22 protein-coding genes, 9 tRNA genes and 3 pseudogenes are annotated in these 22,382 nt (G+C 38.2%); 25 read left to right on the top strand and 9 right to left on the bottom strand.

Going from position 1 to position 22,382, the window contains the following annotated elements; all coding sequences use genetic code 11:
* Window positions 1-205: 205 nt before the first annotated feature.
* The 3 genes and pseudogenes from tnpA to LREU_RS10235 all read left to right on the top strand — a co-directional run.
* Complete coding sequence (tnpA, locus tag LREU_RS05285) at window positions 206-664, top strand: IS200/IS605 family transposase (protein WP_003664118.1); 459 nt, start codon at window positions 206-208, stop codon at window positions 662-664.
* Between the two features lie 261 nt (window positions 665-925).
* Window positions 926-1,894 (top strand): annotated as a pseudogene (locus LREU_RS05280) (IS30 family transposase).
* 16 nt (window positions 1,895-1,910) lie between these two features.
* A pseudogene (locus LREU_RS10235) lies at window positions 1,911-2,117 on the top strand (group II intron reverse transcriptase/maturase); the annotation flags it as partial.
* Window positions 2,118-2,243: 126 nt separating this feature from the next.
* On the opposite strand, the gene LREU_RS05275 reads toward LREU_RS10235, so the two are convergent.
* From LREU_RS05275 to LREU_RS05260, 4 genes are all read right to left on the bottom strand, one after another.
* Window positions 2,244-3,854 carry an IS1182 family transposase gene (locus tag LREU_RS05275; protein ID WP_003667418.1) on the bottom strand — a complete coding sequence of 537 codons (1,611 nt, stop codon included), beginning with the start codon at window positions 3,852-3,854 and terminating at the stop codon, window positions 2,244-2,246.
* A 183-nt stretch (window positions 3,855-4,037) separates the two neighbouring features.
* Entirely contained in the window at window positions 4,038-4,928 is an 891-nt protein-coding gene (locus tag LREU_RS05270; RefSeq protein ID WP_003667741.1) for a DMT family transporter, read from the bottom strand.
* Window positions 4,929-5,036: 108 nt separating this feature from the next.
* Entirely contained in the window at window positions 5,037-5,684 is a 648-nt protein-coding gene (locus LREU_RS05265; RefSeq protein WP_003663651.1) for a site-specific integrase, read from the bottom strand.
* 16 nt (window positions 5,685-5,700) lie between these two features.
* Complete coding sequence (locus LREU_RS05260; RefSeq protein WP_011953475.1) at window positions 5,701-6,555, bottom strand: patatin-like phospholipase family protein; 855 nt, start codon at window positions 6,553-6,555, stop codon at window positions 5,701-5,703.
* Window positions 6,556-6,981: 426 nt separating this feature from the next.
* On the opposite strand from LREU_RS05260, the pseudogene LREU_RS10380 reads away from it, so the two are divergent.
* Window positions 6,982-8,357, top strand: a pseudogene (locus LREU_RS10380) (IS3 family transposase).
* A 122-nt stretch (window positions 8,358-8,479) separates the two neighbouring features.
* On the opposite strand, the gene LREU_RS10460 reads toward LREU_RS10380, so the two are convergent.
* From LREU_RS10460 to LREU_RS05245, 3 genes are all read right to left on the bottom strand, one after another.
* Complete coding sequence (locus tag LREU_RS10460) at window positions 8,480-8,638, bottom strand: hypothetical protein (protein ID WP_003667747.1); 159 nt, start codon at window positions 8,636-8,638, stop codon at window positions 8,480-8,482.
* Between the two features lie 72 nt (window positions 8,639-8,710).
* Window positions 8,711-9,790, bottom strand: a complete 1,080-nt coding sequence (gene xerS, locus LREU_RS05250) for a tyrosine recombinase XerS (protein ID WP_003667748.1) — start codon at window positions 9,788-9,790, stop codon at window positions 8,711-8,713.
* 68 nt (window positions 9,791-9,858) lie between these two features.
* Window positions 9,859-9,932 (bottom strand) — tRNA-Pro (locus LREU_RS05245).
* 182 nt (window positions 9,933-10,114) lie between these two features.
* Between LREU_RS05245 and fabZ (LREU_RS05240) the strand changes: the two genes are divergently transcribed.
* The 21 genes from fabZ (LREU_RS05240) (at window position 10,115) to LREU_RS05140 (ending at window position 20,980) form a co-directional block, all read left to right on the top strand.
* Window positions 10,115-10,561, top strand: a complete 447-nt coding sequence (gene fabZ, locus LREU_RS05240) for a 3-hydroxyacyl-ACP dehydratase FabZ (RefSeq protein WP_003667749.1) — start codon at window positions 10,115-10,117, stop codon at window positions 10,559-10,561.
* 86 nt (window positions 10,562-10,647) lie between these two features.
* Window positions 10,648-11,094 carry a MarR family winged helix-turn-helix transcriptional regulator gene (locus LREU_RS05235; RefSeq protein ID WP_003663667.1) on the top strand — a complete coding sequence of 149 codons (447 nt, stop codon included), beginning with the start codon at window positions 10,648-10,650 and terminating at the stop codon, window positions 11,092-11,094.
* A 19-nt stretch (window positions 11,095-11,113) separates the two neighbouring features.
* On the top strand, window positions 11,114-12,088 hold the full coding sequence (locus LREU_RS05230; RefSeq protein WP_003667751.1) for a beta-ketoacyl-ACP synthase III: 975 nt from the start codon (window positions 11,114-11,116) through the stop codon (window positions 12,086-12,088).
* Window positions 12,089-12,107: 19 nt separating this feature from the next.
* Window positions 12,108-12,350: an acyl carrier protein gene (locus tag LREU_RS05225; protein WP_003674025.1), complete on the top strand. Its 243-nt coding sequence runs from the start codon at window positions 12,108-12,110 to the stop codon at window positions 12,348-12,350.
* Window positions 12,350-13,300, top strand: a complete 951-nt coding sequence (locus tag LREU_RS05220; protein WP_003667755.1) for an ACP S-malonyltransferase — start codon at window positions 12,350-12,352, stop codon at window positions 13,298-13,300. The genes LREU_RS05225 and LREU_RS05220 overlap by 1 nt, the downstream gene beginning before the upstream one ends.
* Entirely contained in the window at window positions 13,284-14,018 is a 735-nt protein-coding gene (gene fabG, locus LREU_RS05215) for a 3-oxoacyl-[acyl-carrier-protein] reductase (RefSeq protein WP_003667757.1), read from the top strand. The genes LREU_RS05220 and fabG overlap by 17 nt, the downstream gene beginning before the upstream one ends.
* A 10-nt stretch (window positions 14,019-14,028) precedes the next feature.
* Window positions 14,029-15,261 carry a beta-ketoacyl-ACP synthase II gene (gene fabF / locus LREU_RS05210; protein ID WP_003667758.1) on the top strand — a complete coding sequence of 411 codons (1,233 nt, stop codon included), beginning with the start codon at window positions 14,029-14,031 and terminating at the stop codon, window positions 15,259-15,261.
* A 6-nt stretch (window positions 15,262-15,267) separates the two neighbouring features.
* Window positions 15,268-15,720 (top strand): acetyl-CoA carboxylase biotin carboxyl carrier protein, encoded by a 453-nt coding sequence (locus tag LREU_RS05205; protein WP_003667760.1) that lies wholly within the window; start codon window positions 15,268-15,270, stop codon window positions 15,718-15,720.
* Window positions 15,713-16,147 (top strand): 3-hydroxyacyl-ACP dehydratase FabZ, encoded by a 435-nt coding sequence (gene fabZ / locus LREU_RS05200; RefSeq protein ID WP_003667761.1) that lies wholly within the window; start codon window positions 15,713-15,715, stop codon window positions 16,145-16,147. The genes LREU_RS05205 and fabZ (LREU_RS05200) overlap by 8 nt, the downstream gene beginning before the upstream one ends.
* Window positions 16,148-16,155: 8 nt before the next feature.
* Entirely contained in the window at window positions 16,156-17,526 is a 1,371-nt protein-coding gene (gene accC, locus LREU_RS05195) for an acetyl-CoA carboxylase biotin carboxylase subunit (RefSeq protein WP_003667763.1), read from the top strand.
* Window positions 17,523-18,371, top strand: coding sequence for an acetyl-CoA carboxylase, carboxyltransferase subunit beta (gene accD, locus LREU_RS05190; protein ID WP_169471569.1), 849 nt, complete (start codon window positions 17,523-17,525; stop codon window positions 18,369-18,371). Before accC ends, accD begins: the two co-directional genes overlap by 4 nt.
* On the top strand, window positions 18,364-19,140 hold the full coding sequence (gene accA, locus LREU_RS05185) for an acetyl-CoA carboxylase carboxyltransferase subunit alpha (protein ID WP_003667767.1): 777 nt from the start codon (window positions 18,364-18,366) through the stop codon (window positions 19,138-19,140). The genes accD and accA overlap by 8 nt, the downstream gene beginning before the upstream one ends.
* Before the next feature lie 10 nt (window positions 19,141-19,150).
* Window positions 19,151-19,915, top strand: a complete 765-nt coding sequence (gene fabI, locus LREU_RS05180) for an enoyl-ACP reductase FabI (RefSeq protein WP_003667768.1) — start codon at window positions 19,151-19,153, stop codon at window positions 19,913-19,915.
* A 201-nt stretch (window positions 19,916-20,116) separates the two neighbouring features.
* Window positions 20,117-20,188 (top strand) — tRNA-Glu (locus LREU_RS05175).
* 5 nt (window positions 20,189-20,193) lie between these two features.
* Window positions 20,194-20,265: transfer RNA gene (locus LREU_RS05170), tRNA-Gly, on the top strand.
* Window positions 20,266-20,281: 16 nt separating this feature from the next.
* Window positions 20,282-20,367 (top strand) — tRNA-Leu (locus tag LREU_RS05165).
* Window positions 20,368-20,373: 6 nt separating this feature from the next.
* Window positions 20,374-20,447: transfer RNA gene (locus LREU_RS05160), tRNA-Pro, on the top strand.
* Window positions 20,448-20,631: 184 nt separating this feature from the next.
* Window positions 20,632-20,702 (top strand) — tRNA-Gly (locus LREU_RS05155).
* Window positions 20,703-20,719: 17 nt separating this feature from the next.
* Window positions 20,720-20,791 (top strand) — tRNA-Glu (locus LREU_RS05150).
* Window positions 20,792-20,796: 5 nt separating this feature from the next.
* Window positions 20,797-20,869, top strand: a tRNA-Val gene (locus LREU_RS05145).
* Between the two features lie 39 nt (window positions 20,870-20,908).
* Window positions 20,909-20,980 (top strand) — tRNA-Gln (locus tag LREU_RS05140).
* A gap of 119 nt (window positions 20,981-21,099) precedes the next feature.
* Here LREU_RS05140 and LREU_RS05135 read toward each other — a convergent pair.
* Window positions 21,100-21,453: a hypothetical protein gene (locus tag LREU_RS05135; protein WP_003667770.1), complete on the bottom strand. Its 354-nt coding sequence runs from the start codon at window positions 21,451-21,453 to the stop codon at window positions 21,100-21,102.
* A gap of 132 nt (window positions 21,454-21,585) precedes the next feature.
* Window positions 21,586-22,233, bottom strand: a complete 648-nt coding sequence (locus LREU_RS05130) for a DsbA family oxidoreductase (RefSeq protein ID WP_003667771.1) — start codon at window positions 22,231-22,233, stop codon at window positions 21,586-21,588.
* Between the last annotated feature and the right edge of the window lie 149 nt (window positions 22,234-22,382).

Here is a 22,382-nt window from a genome sequence, read left to right as displayed (position 1 = left end):
AATATTAGGGAATTAGATAAAAATCCTTATTTTATTTATATTAATGTCTTTAGACCTGGTTGAGTGCGCGAGCAGAGCGAGTGCACGAAACAAAAAACCACCTGCTATGCGGGTGGGCGATAAAAATTATATAAAAAAGGCCTCTTTTGCCTTAAGATGTAGGTGTTCAAGCCAAAGTCAATAAGGGAAAAGAGGTTATATAAATATGGCTAATAAATTAAATAGCTTAGCCCATACGAAGTGGTTATGTAAGTATCACATCGTATTCATACCAAAGTATAGACGTAAAGCGATCTTCAATCAATACCGAAGAGACCTGAGAGATTATATTCGTTTGTTGTGCAAATATAAGGGAGTAGAAATAATTGAAGGTCATATGATGCCAGATCATGTGCACTTGTTAGTAAGTATTCCGCCGAAACTAAGTGTCTCGCAGTTTATGGGATACTTAAAAGGGAAAAGTGCATTAATGATGTTTGATCGACATGCAAACTTAAAATACAAATATGGGAACCGACATTTTTGGGCTGAAGGCTACTATGTGAGTACAGTTGGATTAAATGAATCCACGATAAAGAAGTATATCCGAGATCAAGAGAAACATGATATAGCAATGGATAAGCTAACAAGTGTGGAATATTCGGACCCTTTTAAGGGTAAGTGAGGTAGTATAAACACCGCTTAAAGCGGTGGCAAAGTAGTCAGAGCATTTTGGCTTGAGCAAAGCGAAAGCCAGCGCCTTGAGACGCCGGCTTTTATTATCGGCTTATAGCCGATGTGCAAACCACCCGTTTGACGGGTGGTTATGATTTAACGCGGCTATAATTAAATATAACGTCGTTTGTAAAATTAAGTTAGAAAAATAAAAAAGCCATTTGTGATAGACTTTTGAATAACCACAAACAAAAGTAAAGGAACATCACAAATGACCTATAAACATCTTACCACACGTGAATTAACTCTCATAGCTGATTTTTGGCACCAAGGGACTAAAGCCTATAAAGTTGCTAAACTTTTGAAGCGGAGTCAAGAAACTATTTACCGTGTTTATCGTTTCCTAAATGATGGAAAAACAATCGAACAATATCTTGAATCGTACCAGTGCCATAAGCATCGGTGCGGTCGTAAACGAACTCAACTTCCACCAGCGGAGGTTAACTACATCAATAGTAAAGTTAAAGCTGGCTGAACCCCGGATACTATTATTGGCCGTGCAGAACGAACCATTAGTTGTAGTATGCGCACTCTTTACCGGATGTTTGCCCGCGGACAGTATCAATTTAATGTTCGACAATTACCGATGAAAGGAAAGCGACACCCCAATGGTTATGTGGATCGACGTGGAAAATCTGGTCAACTTGGGCGCAGTATTTACCACCGCTATCATGATTTTCCACATTACCAACATAAATTCGGTCATTTTGAAGCGGACACTGTTCAAGGAAAGGCACATCACGGCGCAGTAATGACGTTAGTAGAGCGGCTTTCAAAAGTGATGATTGTCCTTAACATCCATCACAAAACAGATGAGGCAGTTAACCAACATCTTAGCCAGTGGCTGGATAAAATGCCTCGTCACTTTGTTAAATCAATTACCTTTGATAACGGTAAAGAGTTTGCCGGATGGCGAGAAATAGCTAATAGATATGACCTTCAGACTTATTTTGCGGAAGTTGGTGCTCCTAATCAACGTGGTTTGAACGAGAATAATAACGGAATTCTTCGACGAGACGGTCTTAGTAAGCACCTTGACTTCCGCTATTTACCAGATGAGTTAGTTACTCAGCTCATGCATCACCGGAATAATATTCCACGAAAAGCACTTAATTACCGTACCCCATTAGAAGTATTCTTAAGTCATATCACAAAAGAACAGCTTTCAACTTTTTTCTAATTTAAATTGACATTTCAGGTGGAAAAAGTTTAAAACTAAGGTAACTAACTTACAGAAGTTGGGGCTGTCCCAGCATGATGCATATGTCTTCGCTAGTACCCGAAAGGGCTACTGGCGAACTGCACATAGTAAGACCTTGAGCTATTCTCTAACTAATAGAAAACTGGAACAACTCGGACTTATGAATATGTCCAAGACGCTCCAGTCAATTCAATGTGATTAAGTTGTCGAACCGCCGTATACGGAACCGTACGTACGGTGGTGTGAGAGGTCGAGGCCGGGAATTAACTATTAATTTTTGGTTCTCAAACAGTAAAATCCGGACTATGATTTTTGATCGGTTCAAAAATCATAGTCCGGATTTTAAATTATTTATGAAATTAGTCTCCAATCGACTAATTGATTGGCCAAATTTCGTTAGATTTAATGCCATCAGGGCTAGCCCAATGTCATTTTCCACAGCCCGTTGGCCACGGAGATGAGTTCGGCGTATGCCAAAATCCCTCTTCATGTGACCAAAGACTGGCTCAACGTCGAACTTCCGTCGACGATAAATTGCCTTGCCTTCGTCACTTGAGAGGGCATCTTTAACTTTAGCTTTATAATAATTCCAGGTTGGGTTAACCTTCATATAACGTTGACGACCACCTGGTGTCTTCGCTAGTTCATCTAATTTAACTGATAGTTGATGTTTATCAGCACGATAGATTTTAAAGTCACGCTTAAAGCCATACTTATCAGTGGATTTACTATAGCGATAAAAACTAAAACGAACTCCTTGATGATCAATGTAGTAGTCGTCATTAGCGTTATATTCCCAATTCTGTGACCTAGTTGGATCGTTTTTAAATTTACGTTTCTGTTCCTTTTGATAGGTTGTGTATGGGATAACCGGCTGCTTTTCAAACCGATCAAGAATCATTGTGTAATTGTACTCACTTCCATAGCCTGCATCGGCGACGATATGTTCAAAGAAATCTAAAGCATGAAACTGGGTAAGGAATGGCACTAAGGTCCTGGTGTCAGTTGGATTTGAAAACAGCCCGTAATCAAGCACAAATTGCTTATGGGTAGCGATTTGCAGGTTATAGCCAGGCTTCAACTCCCGATTCATCATCGGATCTTCCTTCATACACATAAAGGTCGCATCGTGGTCAGTTTTGGAATAGCTATTACGACCTTGGAAGATATTTTCAGCACGTTCATACTTTTGGGCACGCGGAATTAGGTCGTTGCTTAATTGGTGACGAAGCTTTTTTAGAAAACGACGGCGCCGTTTTCTAACTGAACCCCCTTTGATGATTTTTGGTTCTTGCTTAATCTTTTCATCTAATTTAGTGATTTTCTCCGCCAGTTCTTGTTCCATTACTTCCATGCCTTCGGCGGAAGTAACCAGCTCCGGTGCCATTTCCTGTACCACTTGCTTTTCTACTAGTTCCTCATAAAGCTTACTTGTCTTTTCTCTTAACTTAGCGTGATACTTTTCAACTGCCCGCCGCCAAGTAAATGAATATTTATTGGCATCGGCTTCTACCTTGGTCCCATCGATAAAAACTGCATCATTTTGAATTAGTCCGTGATCTTTCAAAGTCATGGTAAAGTAGACAAAGGCATGTTTAATTAGCTTACTAGCGTGCTGACTGCGGCGAAAGTTATTGATGGTATGGTAGCTATAAGTATAATCATGGGCTAACCAACGCATTGGCAGGTTCTCATCCAACATCATTTCAATCTTTCTTCCAGAATAAGTTTGACGTGAGTAGGCAAACAAGAGAATCTTAAGCATAATTGCTGGATGCGATAAAGGGCGGCCGGTAGCCGCTCCTGAATCTTCTAATAGCACATCTTGTGGAATCGAGTCGACAAAATCACTAATTAGTCGCGCAACATGATTCTGTGGTAAATCATAGTTATAGTTTAGTACGAATTCGGTTTGCCCTATGGTATAATTTTGATACATGGAAATCGCTCCCTTTGGTTGTTTTTAGGGGTAATTACATCATATCAGGAACGATTTCCTGTGTACATAAAAACCGGATGATGAATTGTTCAAAAAATTCATCATCCGGTTTTTATTTTGGACTAGGAGTTTTTTCCCAGCCTCGAAAGTGTATACCCAAATTCTGATGCTTTTATATTACGATTATTCGCGATTTGTTCTTGTAAAGGTAACAATTGTACTAGCTAAAATTACTAAAATAGCTCCTAAAACTAGGGAAGGAGTTACCTGAACAGGAAAGAAAAATGAAGAGTAAATAATAACAATTACTGGACCAAGTGCACGAACAATATTTGCTTTACCAGCTGTAATAAACTGTAAGCTAGTATAGAAAAGAAGTAGTGACATGAAGCCATTAAAGAATGCTCCACCAAAGTTAAATGCAACTGCTTGACTAGAAATATGGCTAAATGACGTTCCTGTTATGAGAGCATAGCAGAAAAGTAAAAGAGCCGAAGTAAAATGGTTAAAGAATAAGACATTATTTGGCTCTTCATCACTAACTAGATACTTAGCCACGATATTGTTGGCGGCATACATTAGTGGGTAGATGAATGCACAAATCAATCCAAGAAGGTTATCACTAAATTGAAGACGGCTTCCTGAAATAAAGAAAGAACCGAGAATGCAAAGAATAATTGCTAAGTAATCCCACTTTGTAATCTTTTCCTTTAAGAAGATATAAGATAGGAAGAAAACATAAACTAAATACATCCGAGCGATAAGAGTAACTGTGATTGGACTTAAGGTTGAGAGAGCAATATATTGAAGAATAATTCCGATTGCATTTGTTCCACCCAAAAGCCATAACCACAGGCTCTTAAGATTGGTTAAAGAAACATGCTGACGAGTAATGAGGATTGTTGCAAAAGTAAAAATTGCAGCAAACGCACTAGTGAAAATTCCCCCAACAACCGGACTCAAGCTAGTAAGTGAAAATTTATTAAGAACCGGACTAATACTACTAAATAGGAGAGAAACCAGATTTAATTCAATTCCCCATAGTTGCTTCTTTGGAACACTTTTTATATTCATTTAGTCACATCCAATACTTTTTATTACTTTAATTCTAATGAATTATATTCCTAAGTCTATTAGGAAAATGACTAAATATTTTAGTTTACATAATATTCAGAATAATAACTATTCAAATTTGAAATTTTGAACCACTTTATCAAGGTCTTCTTGTTCAATCCCTAGATAGTGGCGCGTATTCCGTTCGGAGGAGTGATTAAACAACTGCGAAATGATTTCAACGTTAACCCCCTTCTTATAGAGTTGGCGACCAAAAGTTTTTCTAAAAGAGTGTGTTCCAATCTTAGCAACGATTTTATTATTTTCCGTTTTTCTAGCCATTCGTTGCAACATCTCGTAAAAGCCATGCACCGAAAAATGGCCTTCTTGTTTTCCGGGAAAAAGGTAATCATTTTCATCTTTGTAATCCAAGTCATTAAGATAATCAATAATCTCGGCAAGGCAATTATTCCAAAAGAGGGTTTTAGCTTTACCAGTTTTTTGTTCAATAACACGGGTTTTAGTTTTGTTTAGAACATGACCAACCCTTAATGTCACAACGTCTGATGCTCGCAATCCGTTATTAAGGGCAATCGCAATTAGTAATAGGTTACGATTAACTAATTCAGGACGAGAATGCAATTTAATTGTCTCACGTAACTGATCATATTCTTCGAGAGTCAAAAATTTAACATTTTCTACCCATATTTTCCGTTTACCCTTGATTTGACCATTCGTCTTATTTTTAGGAATATAAACGCGTTTTTTAGTTGACATAATATTTCTTCCTTTATTAGTTTGTGAGGTAATCAACTAAAGTAGGAACTATTTTTTCTCCTTCTTTCCGACCAGTTTCGTAAAGTGCTCGAATCTTCTTAATATTTCCTTCAATCCGTTTAATCTTGATTGGTTTAGAGGGAGCGATATTAAAGATCCTTCCTTCACGAGCTAGGCGATTGATTTCAGCAATCTGTTGGTTGTAGAGAAGGGGACGATCGATCCCTGCTTTAGCAAATTCAGGATAATCTTTATATACCATGTTATATAACTTCTTTACAGCAGAACTGGATGGCTTCTTCCGGTAATTAACATCTCTGGTCCGGACAACAACAATTTTGTCATATCCTTGTTGTTGGGCAATATCAAATGGAATAGAATCTGTAATCCCGCCATCAAGGCAAGGCCCTTGGGATGTTTCCTGTGGATCTGAAAGAAAGGGCATCGAAGAAGAAGCTTTGAGGGCATTGGTTAGTTCCTCACCAACAGGATCCGTAAACAAAACTGTTTTTCCTGTTTTCACAGAAGTAGCGACTGCTGTGAAATGAGATGCTGAACGCCGATAAGCTGCCTCGTTAAAATTCTGCCAAGAATATCCGTGATCCTCAAAAAGATAATCAAGATTGATTATTTGCTTTTTAAATACGCGAGCCATCGAGATATATTGACGATCGTGCCGATGATTAATATTAATATTGGCAGCGCGTCCATATTGCTTAGAGACGAAATTAACTCCACAAAGCGAACCCGCAGAAACGCCCATTACACTTCGAAATTCAATATGGTGAGCGAGAAATGTATCAACAATTCCGGCAGTGTATTGGCCACGGAATGCGCCACCTTCTAAAACTAATGCTGCATTATATAACATAAAATGAAATAACTCCTTTTTGTCCGCCAAAAATAGCAAAAATGACCTAATTTTTAGTGAGACACTTTTTTAATAAAATTATACAACAGTCTTACACGAAAATATAGGATTTTAAAAGCTTGTTATATCAACGTTTATTCTCGGTTAATGTAAGACTCTTTTATCAAAAGAGTCTTACTAATTTTAAAATAATGCAAAAGTAGGGGTAAAAACAACTTTTGCCTCTCAGACGAACTGAAATTCATTTTGATGAGTAGTAGGTCGTTACAATTCGTCTCAGAGGGGAATAAACATTGCTTAGTATGTTTGGTCTTGCAGGAATTAACAAACGTCGATTTAACTAAATACTTTAAAATAAAACCGCTAAGCCTTAAATTCAGTGACGTGTACCCCCAGAGTTGGAAATCAACTCTGGGGGTATTTTATATGACCAAAATTAGCGTTAAAACTAAACTTAAAGCTGTTGAAGAATATGCTAACGGTAATGTTACTTTAGCATCAGTTAGGCATAAATACGGGATTGCTGAGCATGATTTCCAAATTTGGGTGGGAATTTATGCAAGATTTGGTAAAGGACCATTACTCAATCCACCCAAAGTAACTGGGGATTTTCGGTTAAATCTGGTAAAGTGGAAACAAGAAAATTTGGCGTCAATCTCAGAAACTTGTATTCACTTTGGATATCGTTCTCCAGGTTCAGTGTATCAGTGGGAATGTCTCTATAACAAGCAAGGGCCACAGGCTTTACTGAGATTGCGTCGGGGAAGGAAACCTAAAAATGGTCAAACGACACGACAAGAATCAAGACAAGCTTCTTCAGCTCCAAAAACAGAACCAAACCTTACAAAGAGAAAACTTATTGTTAAGGATACAACTCGATGCCTCAAAAAAATTGACAGCCTTGAGAAAGCATCCAAAAAAGAACTCGCACAAGTAATTTATGACCTCAAGGCTAAATACTTATTAAAGGATTTGATCGATGCACTTCCCATTTCCATGTCAACCTATCAGTATTGGCAAAATCGGTTTGAACATCCGGACGAGGATGAAGAAGAACTTAAAGCCGTTATTAAAGGCCTCTTTAACTACTTCCAAGCTTAAACGGCGTACGCCGTTTAAGCACTCAAATTCGAGACTACTATCGCTTAATTGGTAAAAAGACACCTAATCATAAGCGCATTCAGCGCTTAATGCATGAAATGGGACTTAAATGTATCAAATATAATCGGCGAGTCCGTAAGTATGATTCCTCTAAGGGACCAAATGGCAAGAAAGCTAAGAATAAGCTAAATCGGCGTTTTATGAGTAACCGTAAATATCAGAAAATGGTTTGTGACATTACAGAATTAAAGGCTCATGATGGGCGAAAAGTGTACTTAGAAATTATTAAGGACTTGGCAACTAACCAGCTTCTCACTTGGTCAGTCAGTCAACATCCAAATCTTCAATTCGCATTAGATCCACTCCAGCAATTACTTAAGCAGTTACCTCATACAGGATACCAATTAACTTTACATACTGATCAAGGCTGGCACTATCAACATCGTGCTTGGCGCAAACTACTTCGTCAGGGAAACATTAGGCAAAGCATGTCGCATCGAGCAACCTGTCTGGATAACGCTGCCTGTGAAACAGTCTTTAGTAAACTGAAAGCAGAAATTGGTCCTGATACCAGTTATCGCAATCAAGAAGAATTAAGCCAAGCAATTAATGAATGGATTCACTTTTATAACGAACGCCGTATTCAGACAAAACTAGGCAACCAAACTCCACTTCAATATGAGCAGAATCTAGTTGCCTAGAAAAATATTTATTCAATTTTAAAGCAAGAACATACAGGTTCCAACTTTAAGGGTACACGTCACAGCTTAACGGTTTTTTATTTTGAAAGTTTTTATTGTAAAAAAGCGAATTATCATTAATACTAATGCAATTGTTGTAAGACCTTACGACAGTAGTAACAATGAATTTGCCCATCTTTGTCGGCTAGCTTGCGTGCATGCATCGCAGAAAAAGTATAGTGCTCATGACAAAATGGACAAATATATTGCTTCTTTCCAAATAATGAGGTAATAAAGCCCAAAATTTTCTCCTCCATAAAAAATTTATACACCGCTTAACATTATAGCGAAGATTATCTTTATAGAAAAGCCTTTTATTCATTTGTTTTTTTATATGAAGTTTCACTAATTTCTTTAAGAGCATCACGTTGCTGTTTCTGGTCAACGTGGGTATATAGATCAGTAGCAGATGTTCCTTTTTGTCCTAACTGTTGGGCTACTAATACCTGATCTTTCGTTACCTCATACATTTCAGAAGCAAGGGTATGGCGTAATTTATGGGGAGTAAGAGGATGTCCAAATGCAGTTGAATACTTTTTGACCATTTTTTCAATGGCATTAGCTGTCATCCGTCGAGTTTGCTTGTGATAAACGGTTAAGAAGAAAGCAGTATCCTTTTTTAAAGCGTGGTATCGCTGTGCACGAATCGCTTGATAAGCTTTGATATAAGTAATAGCCCAAGGTGCAATTGGTACTGAATCTCTCTGGCCGCCTTTTCTTGTTACATCTAGCAGTGATTGCTTTAAGTTCAAATCCCCAAGGTTTACATTAGCTGCCTCGGATACCCGGACGCCTGTTCCTAAAATAAGAGCAATAATTGCAATATCTCGTTCCTTATTGACTTTATAAGAGGGGAGGGCTCTTTTATCACATTTATTAGGGTATTCCTCTTCAATGAAAGTGATAAAATCAAATTTCATTTGTCCCCGGTACATGTGTGAAGCCAGCGTATGCGCCCGATAATTTAATGTTTTTGTATCATTAAGGGAGTCAATTTTCAACATTACATTACGGTCAAAATAAGACTCGCCATTATTGTTATCTGCGGTGACTGTTAAAAATTTATACAATGACCTTAATGCGTTAATAGAACGATTAATTGAAGTGGGAGAATTTAACCGTCCTTGTGCATTGGTAGTATGCTGCAAATAATCGATATATAGCATTACATCACTACGCCGTAAATTAGCCAGCGTATCAATTGGCAAGTCCTTATTAGAGTTAACAGAGACGAGTCCACTTGACCGTAACCAATCAAAGAATCGCCGAATTTCAGTTAAGTACTGATAGGTTGTTGTGACTGCATGGTTGGTCCCCAAATAATACTCGTTAACATAATCAGGAAGGTTCTGAAGCTCCTCTTGAATTAGCTTTAAATATTTATCTGCTTCCATTTTTATATCCTCCTTGATACTAAAAAGAGCCGCTTGAAAGAAAACTTTCAACGACTCTCTAAACCCTATCGGGAAAACAGGATTCGAACCTGCGACCCCCTGGTCCCAAACCAGGTGCTCTACCAAGCTGAGCTATTTCCCGTTAATAACGAGCAAATATTATTTTACCAATTCTCAATTAAATAGTAAAGGAATATTTTAATTTAAGGTGATTAAGAATTAAATGACATAAAAATAATTTGACATTCAAAATATTTTTGAATATAATTTGATCATCGAATATTTTGATACTCGAAATATTTTTTTGAAGGCAGGTGAATCTTTTTGGCAATAATGAATGCGCAGGAGATTATGGAATTAATTCCTAATCGATATCCGATTTGCTACATCGATTATGTAGACGAATTAGTTCCTGAAGAAAAGATTACCGCAACAAAAAATGTCACAATTAATGAATCATTTTTTCGCGGTCATTTTCCTAATAATCCTGTTATGCCTGGAGTTTTAATTATCGAAACATTGGCCCAAGCTGCTTCAATTTTGATATTAAAATCACCGCATTTTTATAAGAAAACAGCTTATCTTGGCGCAATTCATAAAGCGAGGTTTCGACAAATGGTCCGTCCTGGTGATGTATTAAAACTAAATGTTGTTATGAAAAAAGTTCGATCATCAATGGGAATTGTGGAAACACAAGCGCTTGTGAACGACAAAATAGCTTGTAATGCAGAACTTGTCTTTATCGTTGCTGAACGAGAAGAAAAGATTTAGCATGGTGAATCATTATCATTTATAATATATTTTGATAATCAAATTATTCGGGGCTATAGAATAAAATTGAAGGGAAGAAATATATTATGAGTAAAGATAATGATTACGAAAAAATCAATAAAGGATTAATCAAAGTCTATTCCGGAATTCTATGGATTGAAGAAAATGAGTTACGGAAAAGTACATTCAATGATTTAACAATTAAAGAGATGCATGCAATTGATGCAATTACGATGTATAACCATCAAACAATTTCTCAAGTAGCAGAAAAGCTTCATCTAACTCCAGGAACAATGACCTCAATGGCTGATCGTTTAATTCGAAAAGGATATGTTGAAAGAATTCGTGATAAAGATGATCGCCGCATTGTTCGGTTACGTTTAACCAAAAGAGGACGGGTACTATATCGTGCACATCGGGCCTTTCATAACATGATGGTTGAACGTTTTCTCAAAGGAATGAATGATGAAGAAATGAAGGTTGTTAAAAAAGCCTTGCAAAACTTAGAAGATTTTGTGGATGAGCATGCCTAGAGATAAGGATTGACAAACATTGCAAAATTTAAGAATTACTAGTACTGCGAGTTATCATCCACCACTTAATATTACTAACCAGCAATTATCAACTATTATGGATACTTCAGATGAGTGGATTAAAACGCGGACTGGAATTCATCAACGTTATATCAGCAATATTGAAAATACTTCAGACTTGGCTCTTAATGTTGGTAACCAGTTATTGACTAATGCCAATTTGAAGACAACTGAACTTGATTTAATTATTATTGCAACGATGTCTCCTGATGCCTATACGCCGTCAACTGCTGCCATTGTTCAAGGAGAATTAGGGGCGAAAAATGCAATTGCGTTTGATATTTCAGCAGCTTGTACTGGTTTTATCTATGCCATGAATACAGCTGAATTAATGTTGAAAAGCTCTAATTGGCAAAATGCAATGGTAATTGGTGCAGAAGTATTATCAAAACTGATTGATTGGAAAGATCGAAGTACTGCCGTATTGTTCGGCGATGGGGCTGGCGGAGTGTTACTTCAAAAGACAACTACGGCAACTCCTTTAATTCTTGGCCGTGATCTCCATACATTTGGTGACTTGGGAGATAAAATTGTTGCGGGAAAAACAACGCCTAAAGCTGGCTTCCCTAAGCAACTAACATCCCTTTCACCTTTTGCGATGGCCGGCCGTGATGTATATCGTTTTGCCACTCATGAAGTACCGCGTTCAATTGCTTCTGCCGTTCAACAAGCTAATTTAAAATTAGATGATATTGATTATTTTTTATTACATCAGGCAAATGAACGGATAATTAATCAAATTGCAAAGAGACTAGGGCAACCAATTACAAAGTTTCCAATGAATATTAGTGAATATGGAAATACGGGCGCCGCTAGTGAACCAATTTTATTGACTCAAGCTGTTGCTCATGAACTGGTTAAACCAGGTAATATTATTGCAATGAGTGGTTTTGGCGGCGGTTTAAGTACAGGAACAATAATTTTAAACTATTAATAGAGAAAGAAGAATGAATATGACTAAAGAAGAAATTTTTGATACTGTAAAAACTATTACTGTTGATGAATTAGATGTTGACGAAGATCGTGTAACAATGAACGCACGAATTAAAGATGATCTTGATGCTGACAGTCTTGATGTTTTCGAAATTATGAATGAACTTGAAGATAAGTTTGAGATTGAATTAGATGCCGATGAAGGAATCGAGACTATTAGTGACGTTGTTGATTTCGTAAAGAAACAATTGGATGAAAAATAATGTACTACGGAATATTATTTAGCGGTCAAGGTGCACAGCGATCGGGAATGGGAGTCGAGCTTATGGCCGACTCCCTTTTTTCAAGGATTGTTAGTTGGGCAAGTGATGTTTGTGAGCTTGATTTACTCAAAATTATGAAAAACGAGCATAACGAGTTGAATAAAACAGTATATGTTCAACCAGCAATTGTAACAGTTAGTTATGGAATCTACCGAATGTTAAAACGAGATTTACCGCAACTACCAATTAAGGGGATGATCGGCCTATCCTTAGGCGAGTATGCTGCTTTAATTGCTAGCAACTCACTTTCGTTTGAAGAAGGAATCAAACTAGTCGCGGACCGTGCGCGCTTTATGCAACAAGACGCGGACAGGGAAATAAGTACATTAGCAGCTGTCCTTGACCCTCAACTTCAAGAGATAAAAGAACTAATCACCGCTCAACAAGAAAATGGTCAGCGGGTTTATATCGCCAACTATAATTCCCCACGACAAATCGTAGTAGGCGGGGCATTAACCGACCTAAAGGCTACCCTCAAAAAGATGGAAGAAGACAAGCTTGCTAAAAGAACGATTCTGCTCAAAGTTAATGGTGCATTTCATACACCCTTCTTTAACGGTGCACGTCAACAGATGCATAACCGGTTACAAACAGTCGACTTCCATGAACCACAGATTGAAGTTATTAGCAATACTACTAACAGCTTATTTCATTGTGAGAATCTTCCAGGAATTCTTGAAAAACAATTAGCTGTTCCAACACACTTTGGAGCTAATGTTAAGGAATTAGTCAAATACGCGAAAATTGACACAACATTAGAAATTGGTCCTGGAAAGACGTTATCTCGATTTGCTCACCAAGTTGACCGGCACTTAAATACCCAACACATTGAAAATCTTGTTGATTATGAAAATTTTATAAAGGAGCAAAAAGATGGAACTGACAGATAAAGTCGTTTTTATAAGCGGAAGCACACGCGGAATTGGGGCAGCTACTGCATTAGAGTTCGCTAAGGCTGGTAGTCGGTTAATTCTCAATGGGCGTCAAGATGACTTACCAAAAGCGTTTAAAGAAAAGCTAGATCTACTAGGAACGGAATATCACTATCTTAAGGGCGATATTGCAAACGAAGAATCAGTTAGTGAATTAGCAGCAGCGGCGTGGCAAATATACGAGAAGATCGACATTCTTATCAATAACGCGGGAATTACGAATGATAAGTTAATGATGGGGATGAAAACGAGCGATTTTGATCAGATCATCAATGTTAATTTACGCGGAACATTTATGTTAACGCAACCTATTTTTAAGAAGATGCTCAAAAAAAGAGCCGGTTGCATTATTAACCTTGCTAGTATTGTGGGTCTCCATGGTAATACGGGACAAGCTAATTATGCGGCAAGCAAGGCAGGTATAATCGGCCTTACTAAATCTATTGCCCAAGAAGGAGCACACCGCGGAATTAGGTGCAATGCAATTGCTCCCGGAATGATTACTAGTGATATGACTGAAAAATTATCTGAGCGAGTAAAAGAACAAATTCTCAGTCGCATCCCCCTTAACCGCTTAGGACAGCCAAAAGAAGTTGCTAAGACCGCAAAATTTTTAGCAGAAAATGATTATTTGACCGGTCAAACCATTGTAGTTGACGGTGGCATGACAATTTAGGAGGAACTAAATGACAAGAGTTGTAATAACAGGAATGGGTGCTGTTGCTCCTAATGGTAACGGTATTCAAGAATTTATAAGTAATAGTTTTGCAGGCAAAGTTGGAATTAAAGCGATCAAGAAATTTGATGCCAAGCCGACAGGAATTACCGTGGCAGGTGAAATTGACGATTTTGACCCTAATGATGTCATCGGGAGAAAAGCTGCGCGCCGAATGGATCTTTATTCTCAATACGCCTTACAAAGCGCTATTGAAGCAATGGAAATGGCGGAGATTAACGAAACAAATACCAAGCCAGTCGACATGGGCGTTATCTATGGATCTGGAATTGGTGGTTTGACAACTATTCAAGAGCAAATTATCAAAATGCATGATAAGGGTCCTAGACGGGTATCACCAATGTTTGTTCCAATGTCAATTGCTAACATGGCAGCCGGTAATATTTCAATTCACTTTAATGCGCAAAATATTTGTACATCGATTGTGACTGCTTGTGCCACTGGAGCTAATGCAATTGGAGAGGCCTTTCGTCAAGTTAAAGAAGGACGCGCTAAAGTAATGATTGCCGGTGGATCAGAGGCTTCGGTAAATGAGATCGGAATTGCTGGCTTTGCGGCATTGACAGCCCTATCACAAGCAACTGATCCACTTAAAGCCTCTTTGCCATTTGATAAAGCACGCCAAGGATTTGTTTTGGGTGAAGGCGGTGCAACACTTGTTTTAGAGGATCTTGAGCATGCGCAAAAACGCGGTGCTAACATTCTTGGCGAGATTGTCGGGTATGGTGCTACCTCAGATGCTTACCATATTACATCCCCTGATCCAACTGGTGCAGGAGCGGCAAGAGCAATGGAACTGGCAATTAAAGAAGCTGTAATTAATCCTAGCGAAATTTCCTATATTAATGCCCACGGAACTGCTACTCATGCTAATGATGAAGGCGAATCTAAAGCAATCAATCAGGTATTTGGTTCCGATAGCAATGTTCGTGTCAGTTCAACAAAGGGAATGACTGGACATTTGCTTGGAGCTGCAGGAGCAATTGAGGCGGTCTTAACAGTAGCCGCTTTACAAAAGGGACAATTACCGTTGAATATAGGTTGTTTTAATCAAGATCCGAAGTGCTCAGTTAACCTTGTGACGGCAGAAAATAGTGACGCATCAAACGCCCGTTACGCAATAAGCAATTCTTTTGGCTTCGGTGGTCATAATGCTGTTTTAGCCTTTAAGAAATGGGAGTGATCTATCTTGGAATTTAAAGAAATTCAAACATTAATGCAATATTTTGAAGATTCTGATATTCGTGAATTAGAAATAAATCAAGATTCCTTTCAGCTCTATTTAAGCAAAAATAAGCAAACTCACAAGCATGAAGATCTTATAACAACCGAAAAAACAGAGCAAACGACTTCAGTTAAGAAAAAAGCAAACGAACAACCAACTTTACCTTCGCAAAATATAACTGCGCCCCTAGTTGGAACTGTCTATCTCCAACCAACCCCCGATGCAGATCCCTATGTTAGAAGTGGCGACCATGTAAAAAAGGGGGATGTTGTTTGTGTGATTGAAGCAATGAAAATGATGACAGAGATAAAAAGCCCTTTTAACGGAATCGTTACTTCAATTTGTGTAAGCAATGAAGAATTAGTTGAAGTAGAACAACCACTTTTCTCAGTTCAGGAGGATAAAGATAATGACTAATAAAACTTTAGATATAACTGAAATTCAAAAAATCCTTCCTCATCGTTACCCAATGTTACTAATTGACCAAGTTGATGAATTAATCCCTGGTAAGAAGGCCATTGCACGGCGTAATGTCACGATTAATGAAGAGGTTTTTAATGGCCATTTCCCCAAAAATCCAGTTTTACCAGGAGCATTGATTGTTGAATCATTGGCGCAAACAGGTGCCGTCGCTCTCTTATCTCAAGAAGAGTTCCAAGGGAAAACAGCCTATTTTGGTGGGATTCGGTCAGCAGAATTTCGTAAAGTAGTCCGCCCTGGTGATACGTTAAGATTAGAAGTCAATCTAGAAAAAGTTCACCAAAACATTGGAATTGGTAAGGGCATTGCAACGGTTGATGGTAAAAAAGCCTGTACAGCTGAATTAACTTTTATGATTGGGTAGGTGGTTTGATGTTTTCCAAAGTACTAGTTGCTAATCGTGGTGAAATTGCTGTCAGGATAATACGGTCATTACGGGAGCTAGGAATTAAGACAGTAGCTATTTATTCAACTGCAGACCGCGAAAGTCTTCACGTTCAACTAGCGGATGAAGCTGTATGCGTTGGAACCGCCCGTGCTCAAGATTCATATTTGAATGCGAAAAATATTTTAGAAGCTGCTCTTGGTACAGGTGCCCAGGCGATCCATCCTGGCTTTGGCTTTCTATCAGAAAATGCGGAATTCGCGACAATGTGTGAAGAATGCGGCATTACGTTCATCGGTCCCCAAGCCTCAGTTATTGACTTAATGGGAAACAAGGAGCACGCACGAGAGCAAATGAAAAAATCAGGGGTTCCTGTAATTCCTGGAAGCGATGACTATATTACCAATGTTAATGACGCTGTTGAGGTTGCAAACAAGATTGGGTATCCAATTTTGTTAAAAGCGGCTGCTGGTGGTGGCGGTAAAGGGATCCGACGAATTAATGATCATAACCAGATGCGGCAAATATTTAGCGAGGCCCAAAACGAAGCCCGTCTTTCGTTTAACGATGACCGAATGTACCTTGAAAAGATTATGGAGAATGTTAAACATATTGAGGTCCAAGTCTTTCGTGATAATTTTGGCAATGCTGTTTTCTTTCCTGAACGAGACTGCTCGATTCAACGGAATAAACAAAAATTGATTGAAGAAAGTCCTTGTGTCCTAGTAAATGAACAAGAGCGAAAAACGCTAGGACAAATTACCATGCGAGCCATTAATGTGATTAACTATCATAATACGGGGACAATAGAATTTCTAATGGACAAGGACCATCACTTTTACTTTATGGAAATGAACACTCGTATCCAGGTTGAACATACAGTGACGGAGATGGTAACCGGGATTGACTTAGTGAAAGCACAGGTTATTGTCGCTGCGAATGAACCACTTCCCTTTACCCAACAGGATATTCAGGTTCATGGACATGCGATTGAGTGTCGGATAAATGCTGAAAATCCTAAGCAAAACTTTATGCCAGTGACTGGGACGATTAATTACTTGTATCTTCCAGTCGGTAATTTGGGGATGCGAATTGATACTGCTATTTATCCTGGCAGCAAGATCACTCCTTATTATGATTCAATGATCGCTAAGGTAATTGCCCTTGGTCAAGATCGCCAAGAAGCCATTGAAAAAATCAAACGACTTTTGAATGAAATGGTAATTATGGGCGTAACAACCAATCAGAATTTCCATTTAGCAATCCTAAACAATCCTAAATTTTTGGCAGGAACAGCTTCAACAACGTTTCTTGAAGACTCTTTCTTGCCACAATGGAAGAAGGGGCTGACAGCGTGAAATTATATGATCAAAATAATACTTTAAGTGAACGGCACATCAAAGCAGATAAAAATGCTGATGAAAGGGTCCCAGATCAAATGTGGCTAAGATGTCCACATTGTCATCAATTGCTATTCGCCAAGCAGTTAACACAATATGCTGTTTGTCCCAACTGTGACTATGGATTACGAATACCTGCTCGCCATCGACTTTCATGGTTAGTGGATTCATTTAAAGAATTCGATAAGGATCTCCAGACAAAGAATCCGTTACATTTTCCTGGATACCAAGAAAAAATTAGTAAACTCCAAAGACAAACTAAGCTGAATGATTCAGTCCTAACTGGTGAAGCTTCAATTAATGATCAGCTATTTTCACTAGGCATTATGGATCCAACATTTATTATGGGATCACTCGGAACTGTTACAGGTGAAAAGATAACGCGCTTATTTGAATATGCAACTACCCATCGTCAAGCAGTAGTACTATTCACTGCTTCAGGCGGGGCACGGATGCAAGAAGGAATTATGTCGTTAATGCAGATGGCTAAGGTTTCACAAGCAATAAATGAGCATGCTGCTGCCGGCCTTTTATACATTGTGGTCTTAACCGATCCAACAACTGGTGGAGTAACTGCTAGTTTCGCGATGGACGGAGATATTATTCTCGCTGAGCCCCATGCACTTGTTGGCTTTGCTGGCCGTCGCGTTATTGAACAGACGATCCACCAGCAAATTCCTATCGACCTCCAATCAGCTGAAAACATCCTGCATCATGGATTTATTGATCGAATTGTAAAACGTCAAGATGAAAAAAAGCTGCTTGAATGGCTATTAAAAACAGGGAGCGTTGCTAATGAATGAACAATTATCAGCAAGCGAGATTGTTAAACGTGCTCGCAACGACAATAAAATTACGGGGATGGAGATTATTCAAAATATTTTTCCAGATTTTGTTGAGTTGCGCGGCGACCGGGCAGGCGGGGATGATCCTGCAATCATTGGTGGAATCGCTACTTTCCATCAGCAAGCAGTTACCGTCATTACCACTGATCGAGGAAAAACAACAGAAGAAAAAATCATAAAGCATTTTGGCTCACCAATGCCTAGTGGTTATCGCAAGGCACTCCGCTTAATTAAGCAAGCAGCTAAATTTAAGCGACCTGTATTCTGTTTTGTTAATACCGCAGGAGCATTTCCTAGCAAGGAAGCCGAAGAAAATGGGCAAGGTAGTGCGATTGCCCAAAATATTTTACAAATAAGTCAGCTTGCTATTCCAATTATCACGATTATTTATGGTGAAGGGGGTAGTGGGGGAGCCTTAGCCTTAGCATGTGGAGATGAAGTGTGGATGTTAGAAAACAGTACTTATTCTATTTTATCTCCTGAGGGGTTTGCCTCCATTATGTGGAAAGATAGTACAAAAGCAGATAAAGCGGCAGAATTAATGCAAATGGTGCCGCAAGCTTTATTAAAGCAAGGGATTATTGAAGGAATTATTCCAGAAAGCGAAAAGCACCAACAAACTTGCAAAAATATCGAGCAGGTTTTACTAAAGAGATTAAACAAATTGCAAGAACTATCGTCAAATCAACTTCTAGCAAATAGAAAAAAACGTTATCGAAAGTTTTAAGGAGGATAATATGGGAAATATATTAACAGGAAAAAAGATCGTTGTTATGGGAGTAGCTAATAAGCGTTCTATTGCATGGGGATGTGCACAAATGATGGCTGAACAAGGTGCCCAAATTATCTATACTTATCAGAATTCCAGAATGAAAAAAAGCCTACAACGGTTAGTAGATGATGAAGATCAATTAATTGAATGTGATGTAGCGGATGACGAGAGTATTGAACAAGCCTTTACAACTATCAAAGAACGTTTTACAAAAGTAGATGGAATTGTACACGCAATTGCTTTTGCCAAAAAAGAAGAATTAGCTGGTTCAATCCTTGGTGCTAGTCGCAAAGGTTATGCAATCGCGCAAGATATTTCGTCTTATTCCCTTATTGCTGTCGCTAAGGTTGCTAATCAGTTAGATCTATTAAATAATCCTGCAAGTATTGTTACCTTAACCTATTTTGGCTCTGAACGTGCTATTCCTAACTATAATGTAATGGGAATTGCTAAAGCTGCCCTTGAAGCTAGTGTTCGCTATTTAGCACGGGATTTAGGGCAAAAACGAATCCGTGTTAATGCAATCTCTGCTGGAGCGGTTAAGACATTAGCAGTTACAGGTATTAAAGGTCATGATGACCTTTTAAAGATGTCCCAAGCAAGAACTGTTGATGGAAAAGATGTAACTATTAGCGAAATTGGGAACGTGTGCGCATTCTTAATGAGCGATTTATCAACTGGGGTTACTGGCGACACCATTTATGTTGATAAGGGGGTACATTTGATTTAAAAATATAAATTTTAAAGACTGAGAAATGAGATTTTTTCAGTCTTTTTGCTGTCTTTTAGAAGGAAAACATAACAATAGCAAGAACTTTTTAGAAAAAATTAAAAAAAGTTCTTGCTATTTTATAGATCAGTTGGTATTATTAATAACGTTGTGAAAGACGAGTTAACAATTTTGAAAAAATTGTTTGATATATTTAAAAATGGCCCGTTAGTCAAGTGGTTAAGACACCAGCCTTTCACGCTGGTATCGTGGGTTCAAATCCCGCACGGGTCACTTTTGCGGAAGTAGTTCAGTGGTAGAACATCACCTTGCCATGGTGGGGGTCGCGGGTTCGAATCCCGTCTTCCGCTTAGTCAGTTCTATTATGCCGGGGTGGCGGAATTGGCAGACGCACAGGACTTAAAATCCTGCGGTTAGTGATAACCGTACCGGTTCGATCCCGGTCCTCGGCACTATTTCGGGAAATAGCTCAGCTTGGTAGAGCACCTGGTTTGGGACCAGGGGGTCGCAGGTTCGAATCCTGTTTTCCCGATCTGGCTAAACAGCTAAGAGGTAATCTTCTTAGCTGTTTTTTTGTAGTCAAAACTTGATTTTTACTTTGTAACAAGCGGTACTAAAGTAGCCATTAATTAGTTTTTGAAATAAAACAAACTTTTTTTGAAAAAAGTATTGCTTTTTATAGGATAACTTGATAATATAATATTCGTCGCTGATATGCGGGTATAGTTCAGTGGTAAAACCACAGCCTTCCAAGCTGTTGTCGCGAGTTCGATTCTCGTTACCCGCTTTTAATTAATTTAATATGGCCCGTTAGTCAAGTGGTTAAGACACCAGCCTTTCACGCTGGTATCGTGGGTTCAAATCCCGCACGGGTCACTTTTGGAGGATTAGCTCAGTTGGGAGAGCATCTGCCTTACAAGCAGGGGGTCACAGGTTCGAGCCCTGTATCCTCCATTGAGCAATTTTAATAGTTGTTCAACATTTTAATATAATTGGGCTATAGCCAAGCGGTAAGGCAACGGTTTTTGGTACCGTCATGCGCTGGTTCGAATCCAGCTAGCCCAATTAGTCTAAAACAGTAAGTAAAATTACTCGCTGTTTTTTTATTTTATTAGAAAAAATAGGCAATCTAATAACGTAGGCTAAAAGCGAATATCATTGGATTGCCCAATAATTAGCATAATTTATTCACGTCGTAACATAATATGCCAGACAAAGAAGCCGACTCCGATAATTAATGCCAACCATGCCCATAGTTGCAATGGAAGATAGATAGTACACGTTAATAAACCTAAAACCCAACTGATTAGCATCATCGATAATCCAGCAATATCGCCACCTAAACCATCAATACCACAAGTAGCGATATAGACGATTCCTGATGCCAGATATAATAGCGAAACAATTAATTCGGCTGTTCTGGCATAAATATGAATTGCAGGATTAGGATTCCCAAAACCTCTAACAATCGATTGAACAAATATAATAATGGCTAATACAATCATAATAATTCCTACAATAAGTTTTGTTACCTTCATTCTAAAGACCTCCTCAAGTCTTATTCTACCCGGATGATTAGAATTTATAAAGAATTACAGTTTTTCTATTTACAAATAGAGCAGGGGGAACAAAAAAGCAAACCAGAAATTATCTTCTGATTTGCTTGAATCCTATTTAGTTATATTTTTTACTTTTTTCAAGGCTTCTAAAAATACTTCGTAAGGTTGCGCGCCAGTGATTGAATACTTATTATTAATCACAAATAACGGTGCACTTGGCATTCCAATCATAAATGCGCGCTGTTCGTTTTTTCGAACCTCATCTTCATATTGATTAGATTCAAGAACTTTTTTAACATCAGCAACAGGTAATCCAATTTCATTCATTGCACCAGTTAGAGCTTCATAGTCCGCGATTGATTCATTATCATTAAAATAAAGTTGATAAAGGCGTTTAACAGCCTTATTAAGTAATGCTTGGTCGTTTAAACTCTCAATGTATTTTATTAAGCGATGAGCAGTTAATGTATTAACAGGAATCGCATTTTCCATCTTAATTGGTAAATCAATATCGGCAGCAAGTTGATCAATTTTTTGTATTTGTGTAGCAGCTTCTTGCTTAGTTAGTTGATGAGTTTTTGCATAATATTCTGTCATTGATAGATCAGTTGTTGTTGGCAACGTTGGATCTAGTTGAAATGACATAAATTTTAATGGTGTCTGATCGGCAATCTTTAATTCTTTAAGTGCCCGTTGTAATTGTGTAATTCCCATATAGCAATATGGGCACGCAATATCAGCCCAGTATTGAATTTCCATAGATGATCGCTCCTTATAAATATATATTAATTTAATCTAACCATAAAATAAGCGAAGTTGCTAGTAAATACGTAAAGAGGGAACGATTTATTTTAAAATTAACCTGTCATTAAAATTATAGTTTTAATGCGACTGAATTTAAAATTCCC

It is taken from the genome of Limosilactobacillus reuteri subsp. reuteri (assembly GCF_000016825.1).
Classification (GTDB): Bacteria; Bacillota; Bacilli; order Lactobacillales; family Lactobacillaceae; genus Limosilactobacillus; species Limosilactobacillus reuteri.
This window is presented reverse-complemented; position numbering and strand designations above follow the sequence as displayed.